This is a genomic window from Bacillus sp. m3-13, assembly GCF_000175075.1.
GTDB lineage: Bacteria > Bacillota > Bacilli > Bacillales > Bacillaceae_I > Sutcliffiella_A > Sutcliffiella_A horikoshii_C.
On record NZ_ACPC01000015.1, the window covers coordinates 188,006 to 206,462 of the forward strand.

Consider the following 18,457-nt stretch of genomic DNA (forward strand, 5'->3'; position numbering starts at 1 on the left):
ACGTTGAAAAAACGAATAACGTTTTGTCCATCATAGACAAACACAAAATGTAAACGGTTTCAAAGGCTTACATAATTTTATGTAGCTTATAAACATATATAAGGGGGATAAGTATGAAAAAGTTCAAGATGAAATCTATTTTGGCAAGTATGGCATGCGCAGCTTTACTAGTTGGCTGTAGTTCTGATTCAACAAGCGGGGATGCAAAGGACGAAGTGGTTGTAGGGGTAACCCAAATTGCTGAGCATCCTTCTTTGGATTCAGCGTTTGAAGGGTTTAAGAAGGCGTTAGAGGACAATGGCTACAAAGAAGGCGAAAATGTCAAATATGATGTTCAAAATGCTCAAGGAGATCCGAATAACAACAAGCCTATCGCAGACAAGTTTGTGGCAGATGAAGTGGATTTGATCTTTGCTAACTCCACTCCAAGTGCGCAAAGTGTCTTGCAGGCGACAAAAGATATTCCCATCATTTTTACATCTGTAACTGACCCTGTTGGTGCAGAGCTAGTAGAATCTTTTGAAAAGCCAGGTGAAAACATCACAGGTACTTCAGATACACACCCTGATGCTATTGCTACTACCATCAATTTTATGATGGACGAGCTTGGTGCGAAAAATATTGGTGTTATCTATAATACTGGAGAACAAAATTCCGTTGTTCAGGTTGAAACAGTAAAAAGTCTTGTTGAGGAAAAAGGCGGAAAACTAGTAGAAGCATCAATCTCAACATCTGCAGAAGTCCAGCAGGCTGCTGAATCTTTGATAGGAAGAGTAGACGCTATGTATATGCCAACGGATAATCAGGTTGTTTCAGCTATACAATCACTCATTACAATTGCAACGAATGAAAAGATTCCTTTGTTTGCAGGAGACCTTGATTCCATGGAAGCTGGAGCAGTTGCGGCAAGTGGATTTAACTATTACGACTTAGGTTATGAAACTGGCTTAATGGCAGTTCAAGTTCTTAAAGGGGAAAAAGATCCTTCAGAAATTCCAGTATCCTACCCACAAAGCTTGAAGTTAACAATCAACACAGAAGCTGCGGAAGCTCAGGGCTTGGAAGTGCAAGATGCTTGGACTGAGTTTGCAGAATTCTATGATGAAAAATAAGAATTTTTAAGACAACGAGGAGATGATTCTGACATGATAACAGCAATTTTTGGTTCAGTCGAATTGGGAATCATCTACGCAATCATGGCCCTAGGGGTATATCTTTCCTTTAGGGTCCTTGATTTTCCCGATTTGACGGTAGATGGTAGCTTTGTAACTGGCGCTGCGGTTGCTGCGACAATGATTGTCAGCGGATATAGTCCTATCACAGCTACAGTGGTGGCGATGTTTGCAGGATTTATCGCAGGATGCATCACCGGTTCCTTACATACGTTTGGAAAGATTAATCCACTATTATCAGGTATTTTAATGATGATTGCCCTTTATTCCATCAATTTGCGAATAATGGGAAGATCAAATGTGCCGTTATTAAACAGTGATACTTTTTTCACCAACATCCGTTCCTGGTGGGGGAATACCGGAATAGATGAATTTTTAAACAATATTTTTTCCACTATCGGATTAGGAGCTTTTGTTCCTAGAACGTGGGGAATTATTTTCATCATGTTGATTGTCACGTTTGCAATTAAAATCATAACTGATTTATTTTTGAAAACGGAAATCGGTTTGGCAATTAGAGCGACCGGTGATAATAAGCGGATGATTCGTAGCCTTTCTGCCAACACAAGCGGACTGGTTATTCTTGGTCTCGGGATTTCCAATGCCATGGTTGCATTTTCTGGTGCATTGATTGCCCAGCATGGCGGATATGCAGACGTTGGGATGGGAATCGGGATGATTATAATCGGATTGGCATCTGTCATTATTGGAGAGGCTATTTTTGGTACAAAAACGATTGCATGGACGACTTTTGCTGTAATAGGTGGGGCCATCATCTATCGTATTGTTGTGACGCTTGCATTAAGGGTAGAATTCTTAGAAACCGGTGACCTGAAAGCCATTACGGCAACGATTGTTATCTTGGCCCTTATCACCCCTAAATTCATTGATGGCTACAAAGATCGAAAGAGGAAAAAACAGAAGATGCTAAAACTGGGATCTTTACAATCTGCCAATGAAAAGGGGGATCAACGTGCTACATTTAACACAGATTAACAAAATCTTCAATGAAGGAACATTAGATGAAAAAAATGCGCTTGATACCATCAACCTTTCCTTGAAAAAAGGAGATTTTGTCACTATCATCGGTAGTAATGGTGCCGGTAAGTCCACCTTGATGAACATGATTTCAGGGGTACTGACGCCTGATACCGGAAAAGTAGAGATTGATGGCCGTGATGTCACCTATATGGCAGAGCACAAAAGAGCCAGATATATTGGAAGGGTGTTCCAGGACCCAATGGCTGGAACGGCTCCTACAATGACAATTGAAGAGAATCTGGCTATGGCTTATTCACGGAATAAAAATCGCACATTAAAGATTGGCGTGACTAAAAAGAGAAAAACGTATTTCAAAGAGGTGCTGGAAACCCTGCACCTTGGTTTGGAAAATAGATTATGTGCTAAAGTTGGATTGCTTTCAGGTGGGGAAAGGCAAGCACTGTCCCTTTTGATGGCAACGTTCACTGAGCCTGATATCCTCCTTTTGGATGAGCATACCGCTGCTCTTGATCCATCTCGTGCAGAACTGATTACCAATATCACGAAAGAAATTGTTGCAGATAAAGAATTGACGACATTGATGGTAACTCACAACATGCAGCAGGCACTGGATCTTGGTAATCGCTTAATTATGATGGATAAGGGGCAAATCATTCTGGAAGTGGGAGAAGAGGAAAAGAAAACTCTTACCATTGAACGTTTGCTAACGGAGTTCCAGCGAATACGAGGACAAGCAATGACCAACGACAGAGCATTGCTAAGTTGATAATAGGAGGGGGGAATGACCTGGTCATTTCCTCTTTTTTTGTTTAAGAATCTTAAAAACGGTTGATTTCCGTTCCAGGCGCTTCGCTTGCCTGCGGGCGGTCCGTGAGCCTCCTCGGCTGCGCCTCCGGGGTCTCACCTGTCCCTTCCTCCCGCGGGCGTCTGCGCGCCTTCCACTCCAATCAACTTAATGACTCCATTTAATAAAGGTTTAAATGTAAAAGCACTAACATTTCTTCTTCAGAACTTTTAGTTGTGTATTGGAGCAAATGGCAGAGACTCCAGCGGGGGAGTAACGGTAGGTTGAGACCCCGCAACGAAGTGAGGAGGCTCAAGCACCGTCCCGCGGAAAGCGAAGCCATTTGCGGAAAGGAACAGCGGTGATAAACCAATCAACTTAAATTTCTACCATTTATGATTGACTATTTATAAAATTTCTACAATTTATTGACTGTTCATTTAACGAAATGTTATTATAGCGTTGAATAAACGTTATACGTTTTGAGGTGAACTTATGAAGCCTGAACTAACCTTAGGTACGAAACATTCCATTCAAATCACCGTTACCAACAAAATGTTTGCACAGTTTGAAGGAGAACTAGTTCATCCCGTGTATTCCACAGCAATGATGGTCTATCACATGGAATGGGCTTCAAGACAAATAATTTTAGGGGTTTTGGAAGAGACAGAAGAAGGAATGGGTGCAGAAGTTAAAGTAAAACATCTGGCACCGGCAACAGAAGGAACCGTTTTAACAATAGAAGCAACGGTAGTGGATCTTAAGAAAAACTTCATCATCACAAAAGTACAAATATTATCTAAAGACCGCGTGATTGGTGAAGGGGAAGTTACACAAGTGATATTACCAAAAAGTAAAATTAGAGCAATGATAGACTAAAAGAATATTAGAAAAAGGGTGGTTGCTTTGACAAATATGAAAACGCTTACTTCTGAAGTTGGAGGAATGGAAATGTTTGATAAAATTCAACAACACCAACAGGTAGTATTCTGTAATGATCCAGATACAGGACTAAAAGCCATTATTGCCATACATAACACAACTTTAGGGCCGGCTTTAGGCGGGTGCCGTATGCAACCATATCAATCAGTGGATGCGGCTTTATACGATGTGCTTCGCCTTTCAAAAGGAATGACGTATAAATGTGCAGCAGCAGACGTGGACTTTGGCGGAGGGAAAGCTGTCATCATTGGTGACCCGAATAAAGACAAAACGCCTGAACTATTTAGGGCGTTCGGTCAATTTGTCGAATCCTTAAATGGTCGTTTTTACACTGGAACCGATATGGGAACATCACCGGAGGATTTTGTGCATGCTTTAAAAGAAACAAATTGTATTGTCGGGGTTGATGAGGTGTATGGCGGAAGTGGGGATTCCTCCGTTCCAACAGCTCAAGGAGTTATCTATGGAATAGAAGCGACAAACCTGACACTATGGGGTTCCAAAAACCTTTACGGAAAGAGTTATGCAATCCAAGGACTTGGAAAGGTTGGAGCTAAAGTGGCAGAGCAGTTGATGCATGCTGGAGCGGACATTTATGTATCTGACATCAATGAATTCGCCATTAACCAACTAGTGTCCAAAGCAAAAGAGATTGGAGCAGGTATTAAAGTGGTTGGCGGAGATGAAATCTATTCTGTTGATGCAGATGTATTTGTACCATGCGCCCTTGGTGGAATCATTAACGACCAGACGATAGAACAGTTGAAGGTCAAAGCGGTAGTAGGTTCTGCCAATAACCAATTAATCGAAAATCATCACTGTGCCATGCTGCAGGAAAAAGGGATTCTCTATGCTCCTGACTACATCGTTAATGCAGGTGGCCTGATTCAAGTGGCAGATGAATTATATGAACCAAATAAAGAACGTGTACTCCGCAAAACAATGGCTATCTACAACTCTTTGATGGATGTTTATAAAGAAGCAGAGAAAATGAATATTACGACAGTGGAAGCGGCAAATAATTTCTGTGAACAGCGGTTAGTAGACAGAAGCAGAAGAAACAGCTTCTTTACTCATTCCAAGCGACCGAAATGGTCCGTACGAGTTTAATAATAGAGGGGGAAATAAGTTGAACGATCAATTTCCTATCATTCAAATAATCGATAATCAGGGGAATTTCCTTGATAAAATGTATGAAGAAAGAATCACGGAAGATCTGGCAAAGTCCATGTATAGACATTTACTCAGAATTCGTACCTTTGATAAAAAGTGTATAAGTCTACAACGCCAAGGCCGTATCGGAACCTATGCACCCTATGAGGGGCAAGAGGCTTCACAAGTCGGCAGTGCGATGGCATTGAATGAAGATGATTGGTTATTTCCTTCCTACAGGGACCATGGGGCAACTATGACGTTCGGCCACTCCCTTCGTAATATCCTTCTATTTTGGAACGGCAGAAATGAAGGGTGCATTCCGGCAAATGGGAAGAAAGTCTTTCCGCCGGGAATTCCAATCGCGACGCAACTGCCGCATGCGGTAGGCGCAGCCTATGCAGAGAAAAGAAAAGGAACGAAAAATGCAAGTATCGTTTATTTCGGGGATGGAGCAACTTCTGAAGGGGATTTTCATGAAGGATTAAACTTTGCAAGCGTTCTTAAGGCACCGGTTGTGTTTTTTAATCAGAACAATCACTTTGCCATTTCGGTACCCCTATCCAAACAAATGAATAACCGAAACAATTGCTCAGAAAGCCCTCTCTTATGATATGAGAAGCGTCCGAATTGACGGTAATGATGTTTTTGCCGTTTATTTTCATACGTTGGATTCATTAGAAAAAGCAAGAAACGGAGAGGGGCCAACATTAATCGAAGCTGTAACATGGAGATATGGCGCCCACACCACAGCTGATGACCCGACCAAATATCGAGATCAATCTGAAAATGAGAAAAGACGCGAGAATGACCCAATCCTTCGCTTGGAACGCTTTATGAAAAATCAAGGCTGGTTTACAGAAGACTGGAAAGAATCAATGTTAGTGGAGCTATCTCAGGAAGTCGATAGTGCAATTGAAGAAATGGAGAATTTTCCAAAGGCAGACCCTGCTGACATGTTCGACTACGTTTTTGAAAAACCGACGTGGGGAATTGAGCAGCAGAAACAGGAACTTCTTCAACTGATGAGAGGTGAAGCATAGTGGAAACGGCATTGAAAACGAAAACAATGACTATGGTTCAAGCGATAACCGATGGACTAGATACGATGCTCCAAGAAAATGAACAGGTACTTCTAATGGGGGAAGACATTGGGGTAAATGGCGGTGTTTTCCGTGCTACAGAAGGCTTGCAGCAAAAATATGGCGAAGACCGTGTTATCGATACCCCGTTAAGTGAAGCAGGTTTCATCGGAGCTGCAATCGGAATGGCGATAAATGGTTTCCGTCCGGTTACAGAGATACAGTTCCTGGGTTTTATTTATCCTGCCTATGAGCAAATCATGACCCATGCATCAAGAATCAGGGCAAGAACAATGGGGCATTATACCGTCCCTATGGTCATCCGTGCACCGTATGGGGCAGGCGTGAGGGCCCCTGAAATCCACTCAGACAGTACAGAGGCGATTTTTACGCACATGCCTGGAATCAAAGTGGTTTGTCCGTCTAACCCATATGACGCGAAAGGTTTATTGATTGCTGCCATCGAGGATCCAGACCCAGTCCTATTTTTAGAGCCGATGCGCTGTTATCGTTCTGTCAGAGAAGAAGTGCCAGAAGGAAAATATACAGTTGAAATTGGAAAAGGAAAGATTTGCAGGGAAGGCGAGGATGTCACCATTATTGCATGGGGAGCGATGGTTCCGGTTGCCCTTCAATCAGCAAAAAAATTAGAGTCTGAGGGTGTAAGTTGCGAAGTAATCGACCTGAGAAGCCTCTACCCGATTGACAAAGATATTATTGCAGAATCTGTCCAAAAAACAGGGAAAACGGTTATTGTGCACGAAGCCCATGCGGCAACAAGTGTAAGTGGTGATGTGCTTGCCATTATCAATGAAACATCATTCCTTTATCAAAGGGCACCGGTGGAGCGAGTGACAGGGTTTGACGTTCCTGTTCCTTATTTTGGATTTGAAGACTATTACCTGCCAACTACTGACAGAGTCGTTGCGGCAGTAAATAAAGTGATGAAGTTTTAGTATAAGGGGGTTCAACGTATGATTGAGGTCAAACTTCATGATATTGGCGAAGGCATGACACAGGCTGATATTTTATCTTTTTTTGTTAAAAAAGGAGATAAGGTGAAGCCTGATGAACCTCTAGTTGAGGTGCAAACAGACAAAATGACTGCTGAAATACCGGCACCACTTGCTGGAGTAATTAAAGAGATTTTGGTCAAAGAAGGAGAAACCATTCCAGTTGGGACCACCATATTTTTATTGGAAGCTGAATTAGCTGAAAAAGAGACAATAACTTCTACCCAAAATACACTTACAAACACTTCCACAAAATCTGTCGAAACAACAAGAGAGCATCAAACGCCAACAAAGTTGCATTCATTTAGAATCATGGCTGCCCCATATACAAGAAAGATTGCGAGGGACGCCGGGGTTGATATTGAACAGATTGAAGGAACCGGCCCTGCTGGTAGAATCACAGATGAAGATGTATATAGATTCATAGAAAGTAAAGAGCAACCTGCACCTAAAGTGGAAGTGAAAGAAGAGCAAGTTCAGCAAGTTCAAACAAACACAGAATCTAATGATCAGCAAGAATCTCCAACGGTCATTCCATACAGAGGACGCAGAAAACAAATAGGCAAAAAAATGTCACAGTCACTTCTCACAATTCCACATTGCACCCATTTTGAAGAAGTAGATGTAACCAATATATTAGAACTCAGGGAGACTTGGAAAAAAAGCAATCAAAGCATATCTGCAACTGCCTTATTCCTTAAAGCCATCTCCATTGCCTTAAAAGATTATCCAATCTTTAATGCCAGATTGAATGAGCAAGAAGAGACAATCGAATTGATTAAAGAACATCATATCGGAATCGCCACAGATACAGAAGATGGGCTGATTGTCCCTGTGATCCGTAATGTAGAGAGAAAATCAATAAAAGAAATCCATGCCGATTTAAAAGACTTAACCAAAAAGGCTCAGGACAATAAGCTTTCCATGAAGGAATTGACCGGGGGCAGTTTTACTATCAGTAATGTTGGTCCTCTTGGTGGAAGTATTGGCGCCACACCGATTATCAATCAGCCGGAAGTAGGCTTGATCTCGTTTCATAAAACCAAAAAGCGTCCTGTTGTAAATGAGCAAGAAGAGATTGTTATTCGTTCCATCATGAACATTTCCATGTCATTCGATCATCGTGTGGCAGATGGAGCTACAGCCGTCGCCTTTACCAACAGGCTGACGCAACTTTTAGAAGAACCAAAATTATTAATGCTGGAGCTGGTTTAAATGGTTGTAGGCGAACTTACGCAAGAACGGGATGTAATGGTGATCGGCGGCGGCCCGGGTGGTTATCACGCTGCAATCAGAGCGGCCCAGTTAGGGCGACAGGTTACCATCATTGAGAAAAACAGACTTGGCGGCGTCTGCTTAAATGAAGGTTGTATCCCATCCAAAGTACATACTGCAGCAGCCCAGTCTTTCCAACGGATGGGACCTTTTCAGCAGCTCGGACTGGATACTAGCGGAGTTACATTCGATCTACCAAGGTTACAGGAACACAAAAAGAAGGTAGTCAAGCAACTGCTTCAAGGTGTTGTGGCATTATGTAAAGCTAATAAAATCGAGATCATAGAGGGAGAAGCCTCCTTTATATCAGCCACTAAAATAGGGGTGGAGAATGGGCACCAATATGATACTTTCACTTTTAACGATGTAATTATTGCGACCGGTTGCAATAAGAAGCCAATCGCAGAAATGCATCATCATGCTTTAACACCCACTTCGATATGGAATCTTGAAGAATTGCCAAATGAGCTTATTTTATATGGAAACGATGATTTTACCCTTGAAGCTGCAACAACATTTAATAGCCTAGGTTCAAAGGTGACTTTGATTTTTCCGCCAGATCAGCATGAATTTACATTTGATCCTTCCATAAACAAGGAACTGCAGAGGCAATTAAAAAAGCAAAAAATAAAGCTCTATAAAGCTCATACAACTCCTCAGTTCAGGTTCGATGAGGTTCAGTGGGAAATAACATTTGAGCACGGTAAGAATGAATCAGTTATTATAGAAAGTTCACATCTTTATTGTGCGGAAGAAAGAAAACCGTCAACGGAATCACTTGGTGTTCAGCGAGCAGACATTCATTTGAATGATGAAGGATTTATTAAAATTAATGAAGCATGCCGTACAAATGTACCATCCATTTATGCAATAGGAGATATTACTGAAGGCCCAGCCCTGGCAGTTAAAGCCATTAAACAGGGAAAAGTAGCAGCGGAAAACATTGCAGGGCATCAATCCGAGTGCGATTTTACGTTTCTTCCTAGAATCGTGCAGACCATTCCTCCCATTGCAACAGTAGGAATGACAGAAACAGTTGCGATTGAAAATGGATTTGAAGTGAAGGTAGGAGAAAGCACCCTCCAAACAAATGGGTATGCAAGCATTCTTGGACAAAAAGAAGGCTTTAGTAAAACGATAACAGATGCGAAATCAGATTTGGTTATGGGTATTCATATGATGGGAGCCCAAGCGGTAGAAATGATCAGTATCGGAACACTTGCTTTAGAAATGGTTGCAAGGCAAGAAGATTTGCTGTTTCCTTCCTACCCGCACCCGAGTGTAAATGAAAGCGTGTGGGAGTCGGTGGAGGACGTAGAAGGAAAAGCAATTCATAAGGCCCCGAAAGTGACAAAGCAAAAAGTAACATCCTCATAACACGTTGTCGCGTCAAAGCATTCTAGCTTTAAACGAGACTCTTGCAGACTATTAAAATGATAGATTATATTATATTCAGAATAATAATATTTTTTAGATAAAAATTAGGAGGGGTATTTATGAACGTAGAAAAAACGATGCAAGTAAAAGATCAAGCAGAAGAAGTTTTTCCTGTAAAAGATGTGGACTATTTGGAGATCTACACAGGTAACGCTAAGCAGGCATCACATTTTTTTGCTACCACATTCGGTTTCCAACCTATCGCCTATTCTGGTTTAGAGACAGGCAACAGGGAGACAGTTTCCTATGTATTAAAGCAACGTAATGTACGACTTGTTATTACAGGTTCCCTTAAACAGGATACAAAAATTTCTGAGTTTGTTAAAAAGCATGGAGACGGAGTAAAGGATATTGCACTTGTCGTGGAAGATGTTGAAAGTGCTTACAATGGAGCGGTGGAAAGAGGAGCGATTGCGATACAGCCTCCACAAGAGCTGACAGATGAGAACGGAACATTGAAAAAAGCGGTAATTGGTACATACGGAGATACCATTCACACATTGGTTGAACGGAAAAATTATACGGGGGTATTCATGCCTGGATTCAAGGCATACACGAATTCCACACCGGTTAAAGATGCAGGAATTATCGGAATTGACCATGTGGTAGGAAATGTAGAACAAATGGAAGAATGGGTTGCTTATTACGAAAAAGTAATGGGCTTTAAAGAAATGACCCATTTTACAGATAAAGATATTAACACAGAATATTCCGCACTAATGTCTAAAGTAATGCACAATGGCGGCAGAATCAAATTTCCAATCAATGAACCGGCAGAAGGAAAAAGAAAATCACAAATTGAAGAATACTTGGAGTTTTATAATGGTGCCGGTGTTCAGCATATTGCGATTTTAACGGAAGATATTGTACAGACAGTAAGCAAGCTAAAAGAAAACGGCGTAGAGTTCCTAAATACTCCTGACACTTACTATGAAATGTTATCAGAAAGAGTAGGGGAAATTGATGAGGAAATTGCAAAGCTTCGCGAGCTGAGCATTCTCGTTGACCGTGATGATGAGGGATATCTGCTTCAAATTTTCACAAAACCAATTGTAGACAGACCAACTCTTTTCATTGAAGTTATCCAGCGTAAGGGTGCAAAAGGCTTTGGGGAAGGAAACTTCAAAGCGTTATTTGAATCCATTGAAAGAGAGCAAGAATTAAGAGGGAATTTGTAAGCAAGTCACAAAGGGGAGGACCAGTTTCCTCCTTTTTTTATAGGAGGTAGATTAACCAATGGCGGTTAAAGTAAAAAGCCGAGAAATTCTCCAGCATATTGCTGCCTACCCTTTAGGGAAAAGCTTGCAGGATATACAGTCGGAATTAGGAATCGCGAATATAAGAAACATGTCTGAAATTGAAAATGTGTTTGGATGTTCACCGTTTGTAAAGAAACAGTTAATACAAAGATTAGATCATTTATTTACATACCCGGACGGTTCCGCAAGAGCTCTTTCAACTAAATTGGCGGATTTCTTGGGGGTAGCCCAAAATCAGTTGTTCATTGGAAATGGTTCAGATGAAATAATCAGGTTGCTCATTCTAGCATTTCTGAATACTGAAGAAGAAGCCATAATGGCTGATATTACATTCCCCAGATACAAAACCAATGTTTCCATTGAAGGCGGAAAGCCGGTAATCGTTCCATTAAAAGGTGGCGTGCATGATCTGACAGCTATGCTCGCTAATATTACAGAACAGACAAAAATGATGTTTGTGTGCAATCCTAACAATCCTACAGGGACAATTGTAAATAAGAATGATCTTATTTCCTTCATTGAAAAAGTACCAGAGCATATCTTGATTGTGTTGGATGAGGCGTATTATGAATATGCAACAAGTGAGGAATATCTTCAATCCATCCCTTTACTAGAGAAGCATGCCAACCTTGTTATATTAAGAACTTTTTCAAAAGTATATGGCCTGGCTGGATTAAGAATTGGGTATGGCATCATGGATCCTACCATATCAGCAGAATTGAACAAAGTGAAAGAGGTTTTTAATGTAAATCAGCTTGCTCAAGCAGCTGCCATGGAAGCCATTATGGATCAGGATTTTAGAAGAGTGTGTATCCTTCGCAATGAAGAAGGAAGAGTATACGTGGAGTCTGAACTAGATAAACTAGGTTATACCTATTTCCCTACGCAAGCAAATTTCATGATGATACATATCGGAAAAGATGGAAATGAAATCACACAAAAATTATTAACAAAGGGAATCATGGTTAAATCAGGAGCAGTTTTGGGTTATCCAAACAGTATTAGGGTCACCATCTGCTCGATGGAAGATAACCGTTATTTTATCGAGACATTAAAAAAATTGTAGCAAAGTGCAGGTGACAAACATGGATATTCAACCAAGCAATCTTGCCTGGAAAGATGCATACAAGCTGATGGTAGGTTCTATCTTGCCAAGACCCATCGCACTAGTTTCTTCTATTAATAAGGAAGGAGTTGCAAACATCGCTCCTTTCAGTTTTTTTACAGCTATCAGTGCCGAGCCGATGCTTATCTGCTTTTCTCCAATGCGAAGAGGGACAGATGGTTCGAAAAAGGATACCTTATTGAATATTGAAAGTACAAAGGAGTTTGTCATCAATATTGTCAGTGAGGAAATAGTGGAACAAATGAATATCACTGCAACAGAGTTCCCAAGCGATGTGGATGAATTTGTAGAATCAGGTTTTACGAAAGAATCTAGTTTGGTCGTTGCACCGCCACGTGTGAAGGAAAGCCTTGTCCAAATGGAGTGCTCTCTGCATGAAGTATTGCATTTCGGTGATCTACCAGGTTCAGGCAGCCTGGTTATCGGAAAAGTAGAGAGTTTCCACATATCAGATGACCTCTATTTCGAAGGTAAGATAAATACAAAGAAATTGAACCCTGTAGGAAGAATGGCAGGAAGCATGTATACCAAGGCCATCAGTGATATGTTCGAACTTCAACGTAAATAAGGAAATGTGAGGGGTTGTCATGAACTATATTACCTTTAGAAATAGCTCTGGTGAGATAAAAGCCGGCTGGATCAATCATGACATTGTTGTTGACATGAACGAAGCATCAGATGGTCTATTACCAAGCGACCTACTTACATTGATAAATCATTATGAAAAATATCGAGATATAGTAACACTTTATTTAGAAAGTGATCGTACTAAAGGTAGATACAAAAGAGAGGAAGTCACCCTACTAGCACCTTTACCTAGACCTGTAAGCGTTCGTGATTTCTACGCCTTTGAGGAACATGTAAAAACGGCGCGTGCAAGAAGGGGACTGGATGTAATCCCGGAATGGTACGAGATTCCTGTTTTTTATTTTACCAACCACTTGGCCATTAAAGGACCTGAGGATGAGATCGATAAACCATCAGGGTGCAATTGGCTCGATTATGAGCTGGAAATCGCTTGCATCATTGGGAAAGAAGGCAGAAATATAAAAGCGCAGGATGCCGAAGAGTACATTTTTGGCTATTGCATCATGAATGATTGGAGTGCAAGGGACCTTCAAGCAAAAGAAATGAAGGTTGGTTTGGGACCAGCAAAGGGAAAGGATTTTGCGACATCCCTAGGACCTGTCATTGTGACACCTGACGAACTTGAATCGTATAAGACAAGTAAAGGATATAACCTGGAAATGACCGCTTCTGTAAATGGTAGGCTGCTTTCTAAAGGGAATTTCAAGCAGATCCACTATAGCTTTGCTCAAATGATTGAAAGAGCTTCAGCCGATGTTACCTTATACCCTGGAGAAGTGATAGGATCAGGGACGGTTGGTACCGGCTGCATCCTGGAACTTGGTACAGAAGTACACCGCTGGCTAGAACCAGGGGATGAAGTAGAACTTACCATTACAGGTCTAGGAACATTGAAAAACACAATAAAATAAGTGTGTTGTTGCAGAAAGTAATATCCAGCAATAAGTGGATTGGAGCGGAAGGCACTCGACTCCGGCGGGAGGTAGCGGTAGACTTGAGACCCCGCAACGAAGGAGGCCACTGAAAAACCTAGTAACCAATCTTTTGGATAATTTATAGCTGTTGATTGGAGCAATAGGCGAAGACTCCTACGGGGGAGTAGCGACAATGTTGAGACCCTGCAGGGCGTAGCCTGAGGAGGCTCAAGGTCGCCCCGTGGAAAGCGAAGCCGTTTGCGGAAATTAACAGCGGTGTCTTAAAATAATCTAACATCAAAGACTTTTTCAGTGGCCAACAACGAAGTGAGGAGGCTCAAGCACCGCCCCGCGGAAAGCGAGTGCCTGCAGCGAAAAGGAACGTTCAAACTTTAAGTAACAACTAAACAATATAATGAGGTGAGCTCATGTATTATCGTAAAATGGGAGAGATACCACATAAACGCCACACGATGTTCAAAAAGGAAGACGGGACGTTATATAGAGAACAAGTAATGGGTACCAAAGGATTCTCAGGTACACAATCCATACTCTATCATCACTACCTGCCAACAGAAGTGGTGAAATCCACGGTACTTGGCAGCTATATGCCGGAATATGAAGAACAAGATGCCCTGAATCATCGCCACCTACTAACCACTTCATTAGAGACCAAAGGAAATGCACTAAATTCCAGAGAGTATCTATTAGGAAACAGTGATCTATTAATAGGAACAGCGCTGGTCACAGAAAAGATGGATAATTATTACCGAAATGGTGACGGAGACGAACTGTTATTCATCCATTACGGTTCAGGAAAAGTAGAAACCATGTTTGGGACGATAACATACCGTCCTGGAGATTATGTGACCATCCCAATCGGTACCATCTACCGCGTCGTACCTAATGAAGAAACTAAAATACTCTTCATTGAATCATTTAGTCAACTAACCACACCTAGAAGGTATCGCAATGAATATGGACAGATGTTAGAACACAGTCCATTTTGCGAACGTGACTTCAGAGGGCCTGAAGCGTTAGAAACTTTTACAGACAAAGGTGAGTATGAAGTAATCACCAAAACAAGGGGATATTTGCATTCACATGTACTTGGTCATCACCCACTCGATGTTGTCGGGTGGGACGGTTATCTCTATCCATGGGTATTTAATATAGAAGATTTTGAACCGATAACAGGCAGAGTTCATCAGCCACCTCCAGTCCATCAGACGTTTGAAGGACATAACTTTGTTGTTTGTTCTTTTGTGCCTAGATTATACGACTACCACCCAGAAGCGATACCGGCTCCGTATTATCATAGCAACGTAAATAGTGATGAACTACTTTATTATGTGGCAGGCAACTTCATGAGCCGCAAAGGGATTGAGGAAGGATCCATCACCCTACACCCATCTGGAATCCCGCATGGTCCTCATCCTGGTACCACTGAAGCTAGTATCGGAAAGAAGGAGACCTTGGAGCTTGCAGTGATGATAGATACATTCAAGCCTTTGAAGGTTGTTAAAAAAGCTCACAGTATTGAAGATAAAAAGTATATGTTCACTTGGATAGAAAAATAAATTTGTGCGAAACACCAGGCTTTCCAAAACAGCTTGGTGTTTTTATGGTTTTTTATCCATAAAAGTAAAATTTCCTGTAAAGAATGTAACATAACAGTACTATCCTGTAATAAAAAGGACGGTTTTAAAACCTGTCAACACCATTCTTTTAGTATAATTTTAATGTGTTTCATTTTACTGGAAAAATAATTAAAATACAGCGATTTATAGATTCTATGAAATCCTTTGATACATAAAGATTCTTGTAGTATATGGATAATTATAGAAAAATAACATTTTCAATATCCACATTATTCCTCTAATATTACACAAAACCCATGATATGATTTTCGTGTAGCAAGAAAGCAACACAAAAAACTTTCAAGGGGGAAACACACCTATGAAAATCAACAAAAAGTCAATCATCACTGCTGTAACTACTGCAGCTGTATTAACAGCAGCACCATTCGGAATGAATGCAAAAGCAGAATCAAACGCACCAACAAAACCAACATGTGACTTAACAAACAAAGTCACTTCATTTAATAGTAACAAAGCATTTACTAACCAAGAAGACGCAAAAGCATTCTTAGATGGTTACGTAAAAGATCTTGAAGAAAAATATGGTGTTAAAGTAAACTTAAATGGCGCACCATCTGCTGAAGCAGCTGAAAAAGAAGCACCAAAACAAGAAGCACCAAAACAAGAAGCACCAAAACAAGCTGAGCAGAAACCTGCTGAAAAAGTAGAAGCTCCAAAAGAAGAAAAAGCGGAAGCTCCTGCTGAAGCACCGAAACAAGAAGAACCAAAACAAGAAGCTCAAGCTCCACAACAACAAGCTCCACAGCAAAATGCTGAAAAACCAGCAACTGAACAAGCTGCAGGTGCTGTAAGTGAGTTTGAAAAGAAAGTAGTAGAATTAACAAACGCTGAGCGTGAAAAACAAGGTTTAGCTCCATTAGAATTGGATGTAGAATTAAGCAAAGTAGCGAAAGACAAGTCTAAAGACATGCAGCAAAACAATTATTTCTCTCATAACAGCCCGACTCACGGATCTCCATTTGATATGATGAAGAAATACGGAATTCAGTACAACACTGCTGGGGAAAACATTGCACAAGGTCAACAAAGCCCTGAAGAAGTTGTAAATGCTTGGATGAATTCTGAAGGTCACCGTGCTAATATCATGAATGAAAACTTCACTCACATTGGCGTAGGTCATGTGGAAGAAGGTAACTACTGGACTCAAATGTTCATCGGAAAATAATATAGGCACAATTTAAAAGGCAGCCACTCGGCTGCCTTTTTCTATATCTTGTAATTAATGCTTTGCTCAAAACGCTCCATAAAGAAATGTGCTTTCTTTATTTGTTGAGCAACCTTTTGGACGCTATTAGGGTTTATTCGGTTGACTCCAATATCTTGAAGATATGCAAATGCAACGGCCAAAGAAGGTAATAGATAGTCTGAACTCAAAAGATTGGCATCATATTCGATCAAGATTTTTATTTCTCTTTTTAATTTAACTTTATAATTTTTGAACTGTATAATCAGCTCTTTCTGCAATTCTGCTTTCTGTTCATAATTTGATAGTTCATAGCTTTCAAGTAGATCAAGAAGGACTTTTAGCTCATGGCGAAAATAGTGTAAGGAAGCACGGACTTTTTCCATATCATAATCATTCATAGGTATTACCTCACTTAAAAATTATAATATGACTTTTTTCGACAATTTACTACATAAGTCCTTTTTTTATTCCTATAAGAATAGTTATATTTATTTTACAGGTACTGTTGTTGCCATATATCTTTTTTGAAGAATATTTAAACGCCATGAAAGCCCGACAGCTCCAGCTGCTAATCCACAAATTAAGCCAATCCAATAGCCAAATGCTCCGTAGTCAGTAAAGTTTGCGAGTAAATATCCAATTGGCAAACCGATGATCCAATAAGATACAAAAGCTAGCATAAACGTAACATTGACATCTTTATATCCTCTTAATGCTCCTTGGATTGGTGCGGCAATCGCATCTGATAGTTGAAAGAAAATAGCGTATAGAAGGAAAGCGGTTGTAAGTGCAATCACTTCTGGATCCTTTGTATAAAGAAAAGCCACTTCTGCTCTAAAGAAATATAGAAAGACAGCACAAATGGAGGAAAGAAGAACTGCCGAAACTACGCCCATGATGGTGTATTGTTTTGCATCTTGTATGCGTCCTGCTCCAACTTCAAATCCGACCAATATGGTTAACGCCATTGAAATGCTGAGCGGAATCATATAAAGCAGAGAAGCGAAATTCAAGGCCACTTGATGAGAAGCGATCGTTACTGTGTCAAAAGAACTCATCAAAAGTGTAACAGCTGAGAATATACTGGTTTCAAAGAAAATCGAAAGTCCTATCGGAACCCCGATTAATAAGATCTCTTTCCACTTTGAAAAAGAAATAGGATATAGTTTCTTGAAAAGTGGAAACTTCGTAAAAGGCTTTTTCTTTAGGACAATGTATAAAGAAATAATCATGATAACCCAGTAGGTCAATGCAGACGCCACTCCTGCGCCAATTCCGCCAAGGGCAGGGAGTCCAAGTTTTCCGAAAATCAATAAGTAGTTCAGTAAGACATTAATAGGTAAGGACAGCAGTGTGATGATCATAGATGTTCTCGTGTGTCCTAGGGCGTCAATAAAACATCGAATTACTGTGTAGACAAACAATGGAATGATCCCAAAGCCAAGGGCAATTAAGTAATATTTGGCTACATGTCTTACTCCTGTTTCCAAGCTCATTCCAGAAAGTATCGGATTAATCAACAAAGCGCCCACTAAGATAATAAGTAAACTCATGGCAAATGCAACATACACACCTTGTGTGATCGAAAATGGGACACCTTCTGTTTTTTTGGCGCCAACCAATTGCGCGACGATGGGAGTAATGGAGAGTAATATTCCACTAAGACCTGTGTAGACTGGAACCCAAAGGCCAGAACCGATCGCTACACCAGCCAAGTCACTGGCCCCTACGTTTCCGGTCATCATGATGTCAAAGAGATTCATGGAAAATAAGCCGAGTTGGGTAATAAGAATGGGAACGACAATTTTAATAAAAAGATGTAGACGTTCTTTATAGGAGAATACTTGATGCATATCAGTGCCAC

16 protein-coding genes and 1 pseudogene are annotated in these 18,457 nt (G+C 40.7%); 15 read left to right on the plus strand and 2 right to left on the minus strand.

Annotated features, from left to right (window positions below; translation table 11 throughout):
- The first annotated feature begins 113 nt into the window (after positions 1 to 113).
- From M313_RS0107845 to M313_RS0107915, 15 genes and pseudogenes are all read left to right on the plus strand, one after another.
- Positions 114 to 1,112, plus strand: coding sequence for an ABC transporter substrate-binding protein (locus tag M313_RS0107845; protein ID WP_010193992.1), 999 nt, complete (start codon positions 114 to 116; stop codon positions 1,110 to 1,112).
- 33 nt (positions 1,113 to 1,145) lie between these two features.
- Positions 1,146 to 2,168 carry an ABC transporter permease gene (locus M313_RS0107850; RefSeq protein ID WP_010193994.1) on the plus strand — a complete coding sequence of 341 codons (1,023 nt, stop codon included), beginning with the start codon at positions 1,146 to 1,148 and terminating at the stop codon, positions 2,166 to 2,168.
- Positions 2,146 to 2,940 carry an ABC transporter ATP-binding protein gene (locus M313_RS0107855; RefSeq protein ID WP_010193995.1) on the plus strand — a complete coding sequence of 265 codons (795 nt, stop codon included), beginning with the start codon at positions 2,146 to 2,148 and terminating at the stop codon, positions 2,938 to 2,940. The genes M313_RS0107850 and M313_RS0107855 overlap by 23 nt, the downstream gene beginning before the upstream one ends.
- 513 nt (positions 2,941 to 3,453) lie before the next feature.
- Positions 3,454 to 3,837 (plus strand): thioesterase family protein, encoded by a 384-nt coding sequence (locus tag M313_RS0107860; protein ID WP_010193996.1) that lies wholly within the window; start codon positions 3,454 to 3,456, stop codon positions 3,835 to 3,837.
- 36 nt (positions 3,838 to 3,873) lie between these two features.
- Positions 3,874 to 5,010 carry a Leu/Phe/Val dehydrogenase gene (locus M313_RS0107865; protein WP_010193997.1) on the plus strand — a complete coding sequence of 379 codons (1,137 nt, stop codon included), beginning with the start codon at positions 3,874 to 3,876 and terminating at the stop codon, positions 5,008 to 5,010.
- Between the two features lie 19 nt (positions 5,011 to 5,029).
- A pseudogene (gene pdhA / locus M313_RS23045) lies at positions 5,030 to 6,095 on the plus strand (pyruvate dehydrogenase (acetyl-transferring) E1 component subunit alpha).
- Between the two features lie 26 nt (positions 6,096 to 6,121).
- Positions 6,122 to 7,090: an alpha-ketoacid dehydrogenase subunit beta gene (locus tag M313_RS0107875; RefSeq protein WP_200859857.1), complete on the plus strand. Its 969-nt coding sequence runs from the start codon at positions 6,122 to 6,124 to the stop codon at positions 7,088 to 7,090.
- A gap of 18 nt (positions 7,091 to 7,108) precedes the next feature.
- Positions 7,109 to 8,362 (plus strand): dihydrolipoamide acetyltransferase family protein, encoded by a 1,254-nt coding sequence (locus M313_RS0107880; protein ID WP_010194000.1) that lies wholly within the window; start codon positions 7,109 to 7,111, stop codon positions 8,360 to 8,362.
- Positions 8,363 to 9,799 (plus strand): dihydrolipoyl dehydrogenase, encoded by a 1,437-nt coding sequence (gene lpdA, locus M313_RS0107885; protein WP_010194003.1) that lies wholly within the window; start codon positions 8,363 to 8,365, stop codon positions 9,797 to 9,799. It abuts the gene before it with no gap.
- A 119-nt stretch (positions 9,800 to 9,918) separates the two neighbouring features.
- A complete protein-coding gene (gene hppD, locus M313_RS0107890) occupies positions 9,919 to 11,037 on the plus strand; it encodes a 4-hydroxyphenylpyruvate dioxygenase (RefSeq protein WP_010194005.1) in 1,119 nt (372 codons plus the stop codon).
- 58 nt (positions 11,038 to 11,095) lie between these two features.
- Positions 11,096 to 12,184 (plus strand): histidinol-phosphate transaminase, encoded by a 1,089-nt coding sequence (gene hisC / locus M313_RS0107895; RefSeq protein ID WP_010194007.1) that lies wholly within the window; start codon positions 11,096 to 11,098, stop codon positions 12,182 to 12,184.
- A 19-nt stretch (positions 12,185 to 12,203) separates the two neighbouring features.
- Positions 12,204 to 12,812, plus strand: a complete 609-nt coding sequence (locus M313_RS0107900; RefSeq protein WP_010194008.1) for a flavin reductase family protein — start codon at positions 12,204 to 12,206, stop codon at positions 12,810 to 12,812.
- A 19-nt stretch (positions 12,813 to 12,831) separates the two neighbouring features.
- Positions 12,832 to 13,743, plus strand: a complete 912-nt coding sequence (locus M313_RS0107905; RefSeq protein WP_010194011.1) for a fumarylacetoacetate hydrolase family protein — start codon at positions 12,832 to 12,834, stop codon at positions 13,741 to 13,743.
- Positions 13,744 to 14,174: 431 nt separating this feature from the next.
- Positions 14,175 to 15,326: a homogentisate 1,2-dioxygenase gene (locus tag M313_RS0107910; protein WP_010194013.1), complete on the plus strand. Its 1,152-nt coding sequence runs from the start codon at positions 14,175 to 14,177 to the stop codon at positions 15,324 to 15,326.
- A gap of 379 nt (positions 15,327 to 15,705) precedes the next feature.
- Entirely contained in the window at positions 15,706 to 16,572 is an 867-nt protein-coding gene (locus tag M313_RS0107915; protein WP_010194015.1) for a CAP domain-containing protein, read from the plus strand.
- Positions 16,573 to 16,613: 41 nt separating this feature from the next.
- On the opposite strand, the gene M313_RS0107920 is transcribed toward M313_RS0107915, so the two are convergent.
- Positions 16,614 to 16,991 carry a hypothetical protein gene (locus M313_RS0107920; protein WP_010194017.1) on the minus strand — a complete coding sequence of 126 codons (378 nt, stop codon included), beginning with the start codon at positions 16,989 to 16,991 and terminating at the stop codon, positions 16,614 to 16,616.
- 90 nt (positions 16,992 to 17,081) lie between these two features.
- Complete coding sequence (locus M313_RS0107925) at positions 17,082 to 18,446, minus strand: MATE family efflux transporter (protein ID WP_010194018.1); 1,365 nt, start codon at positions 18,444 to 18,446, stop codon at positions 17,082 to 17,084.
- Between the last annotated feature and the right edge of the window lie 11 nt (positions 18,447 to 18,457).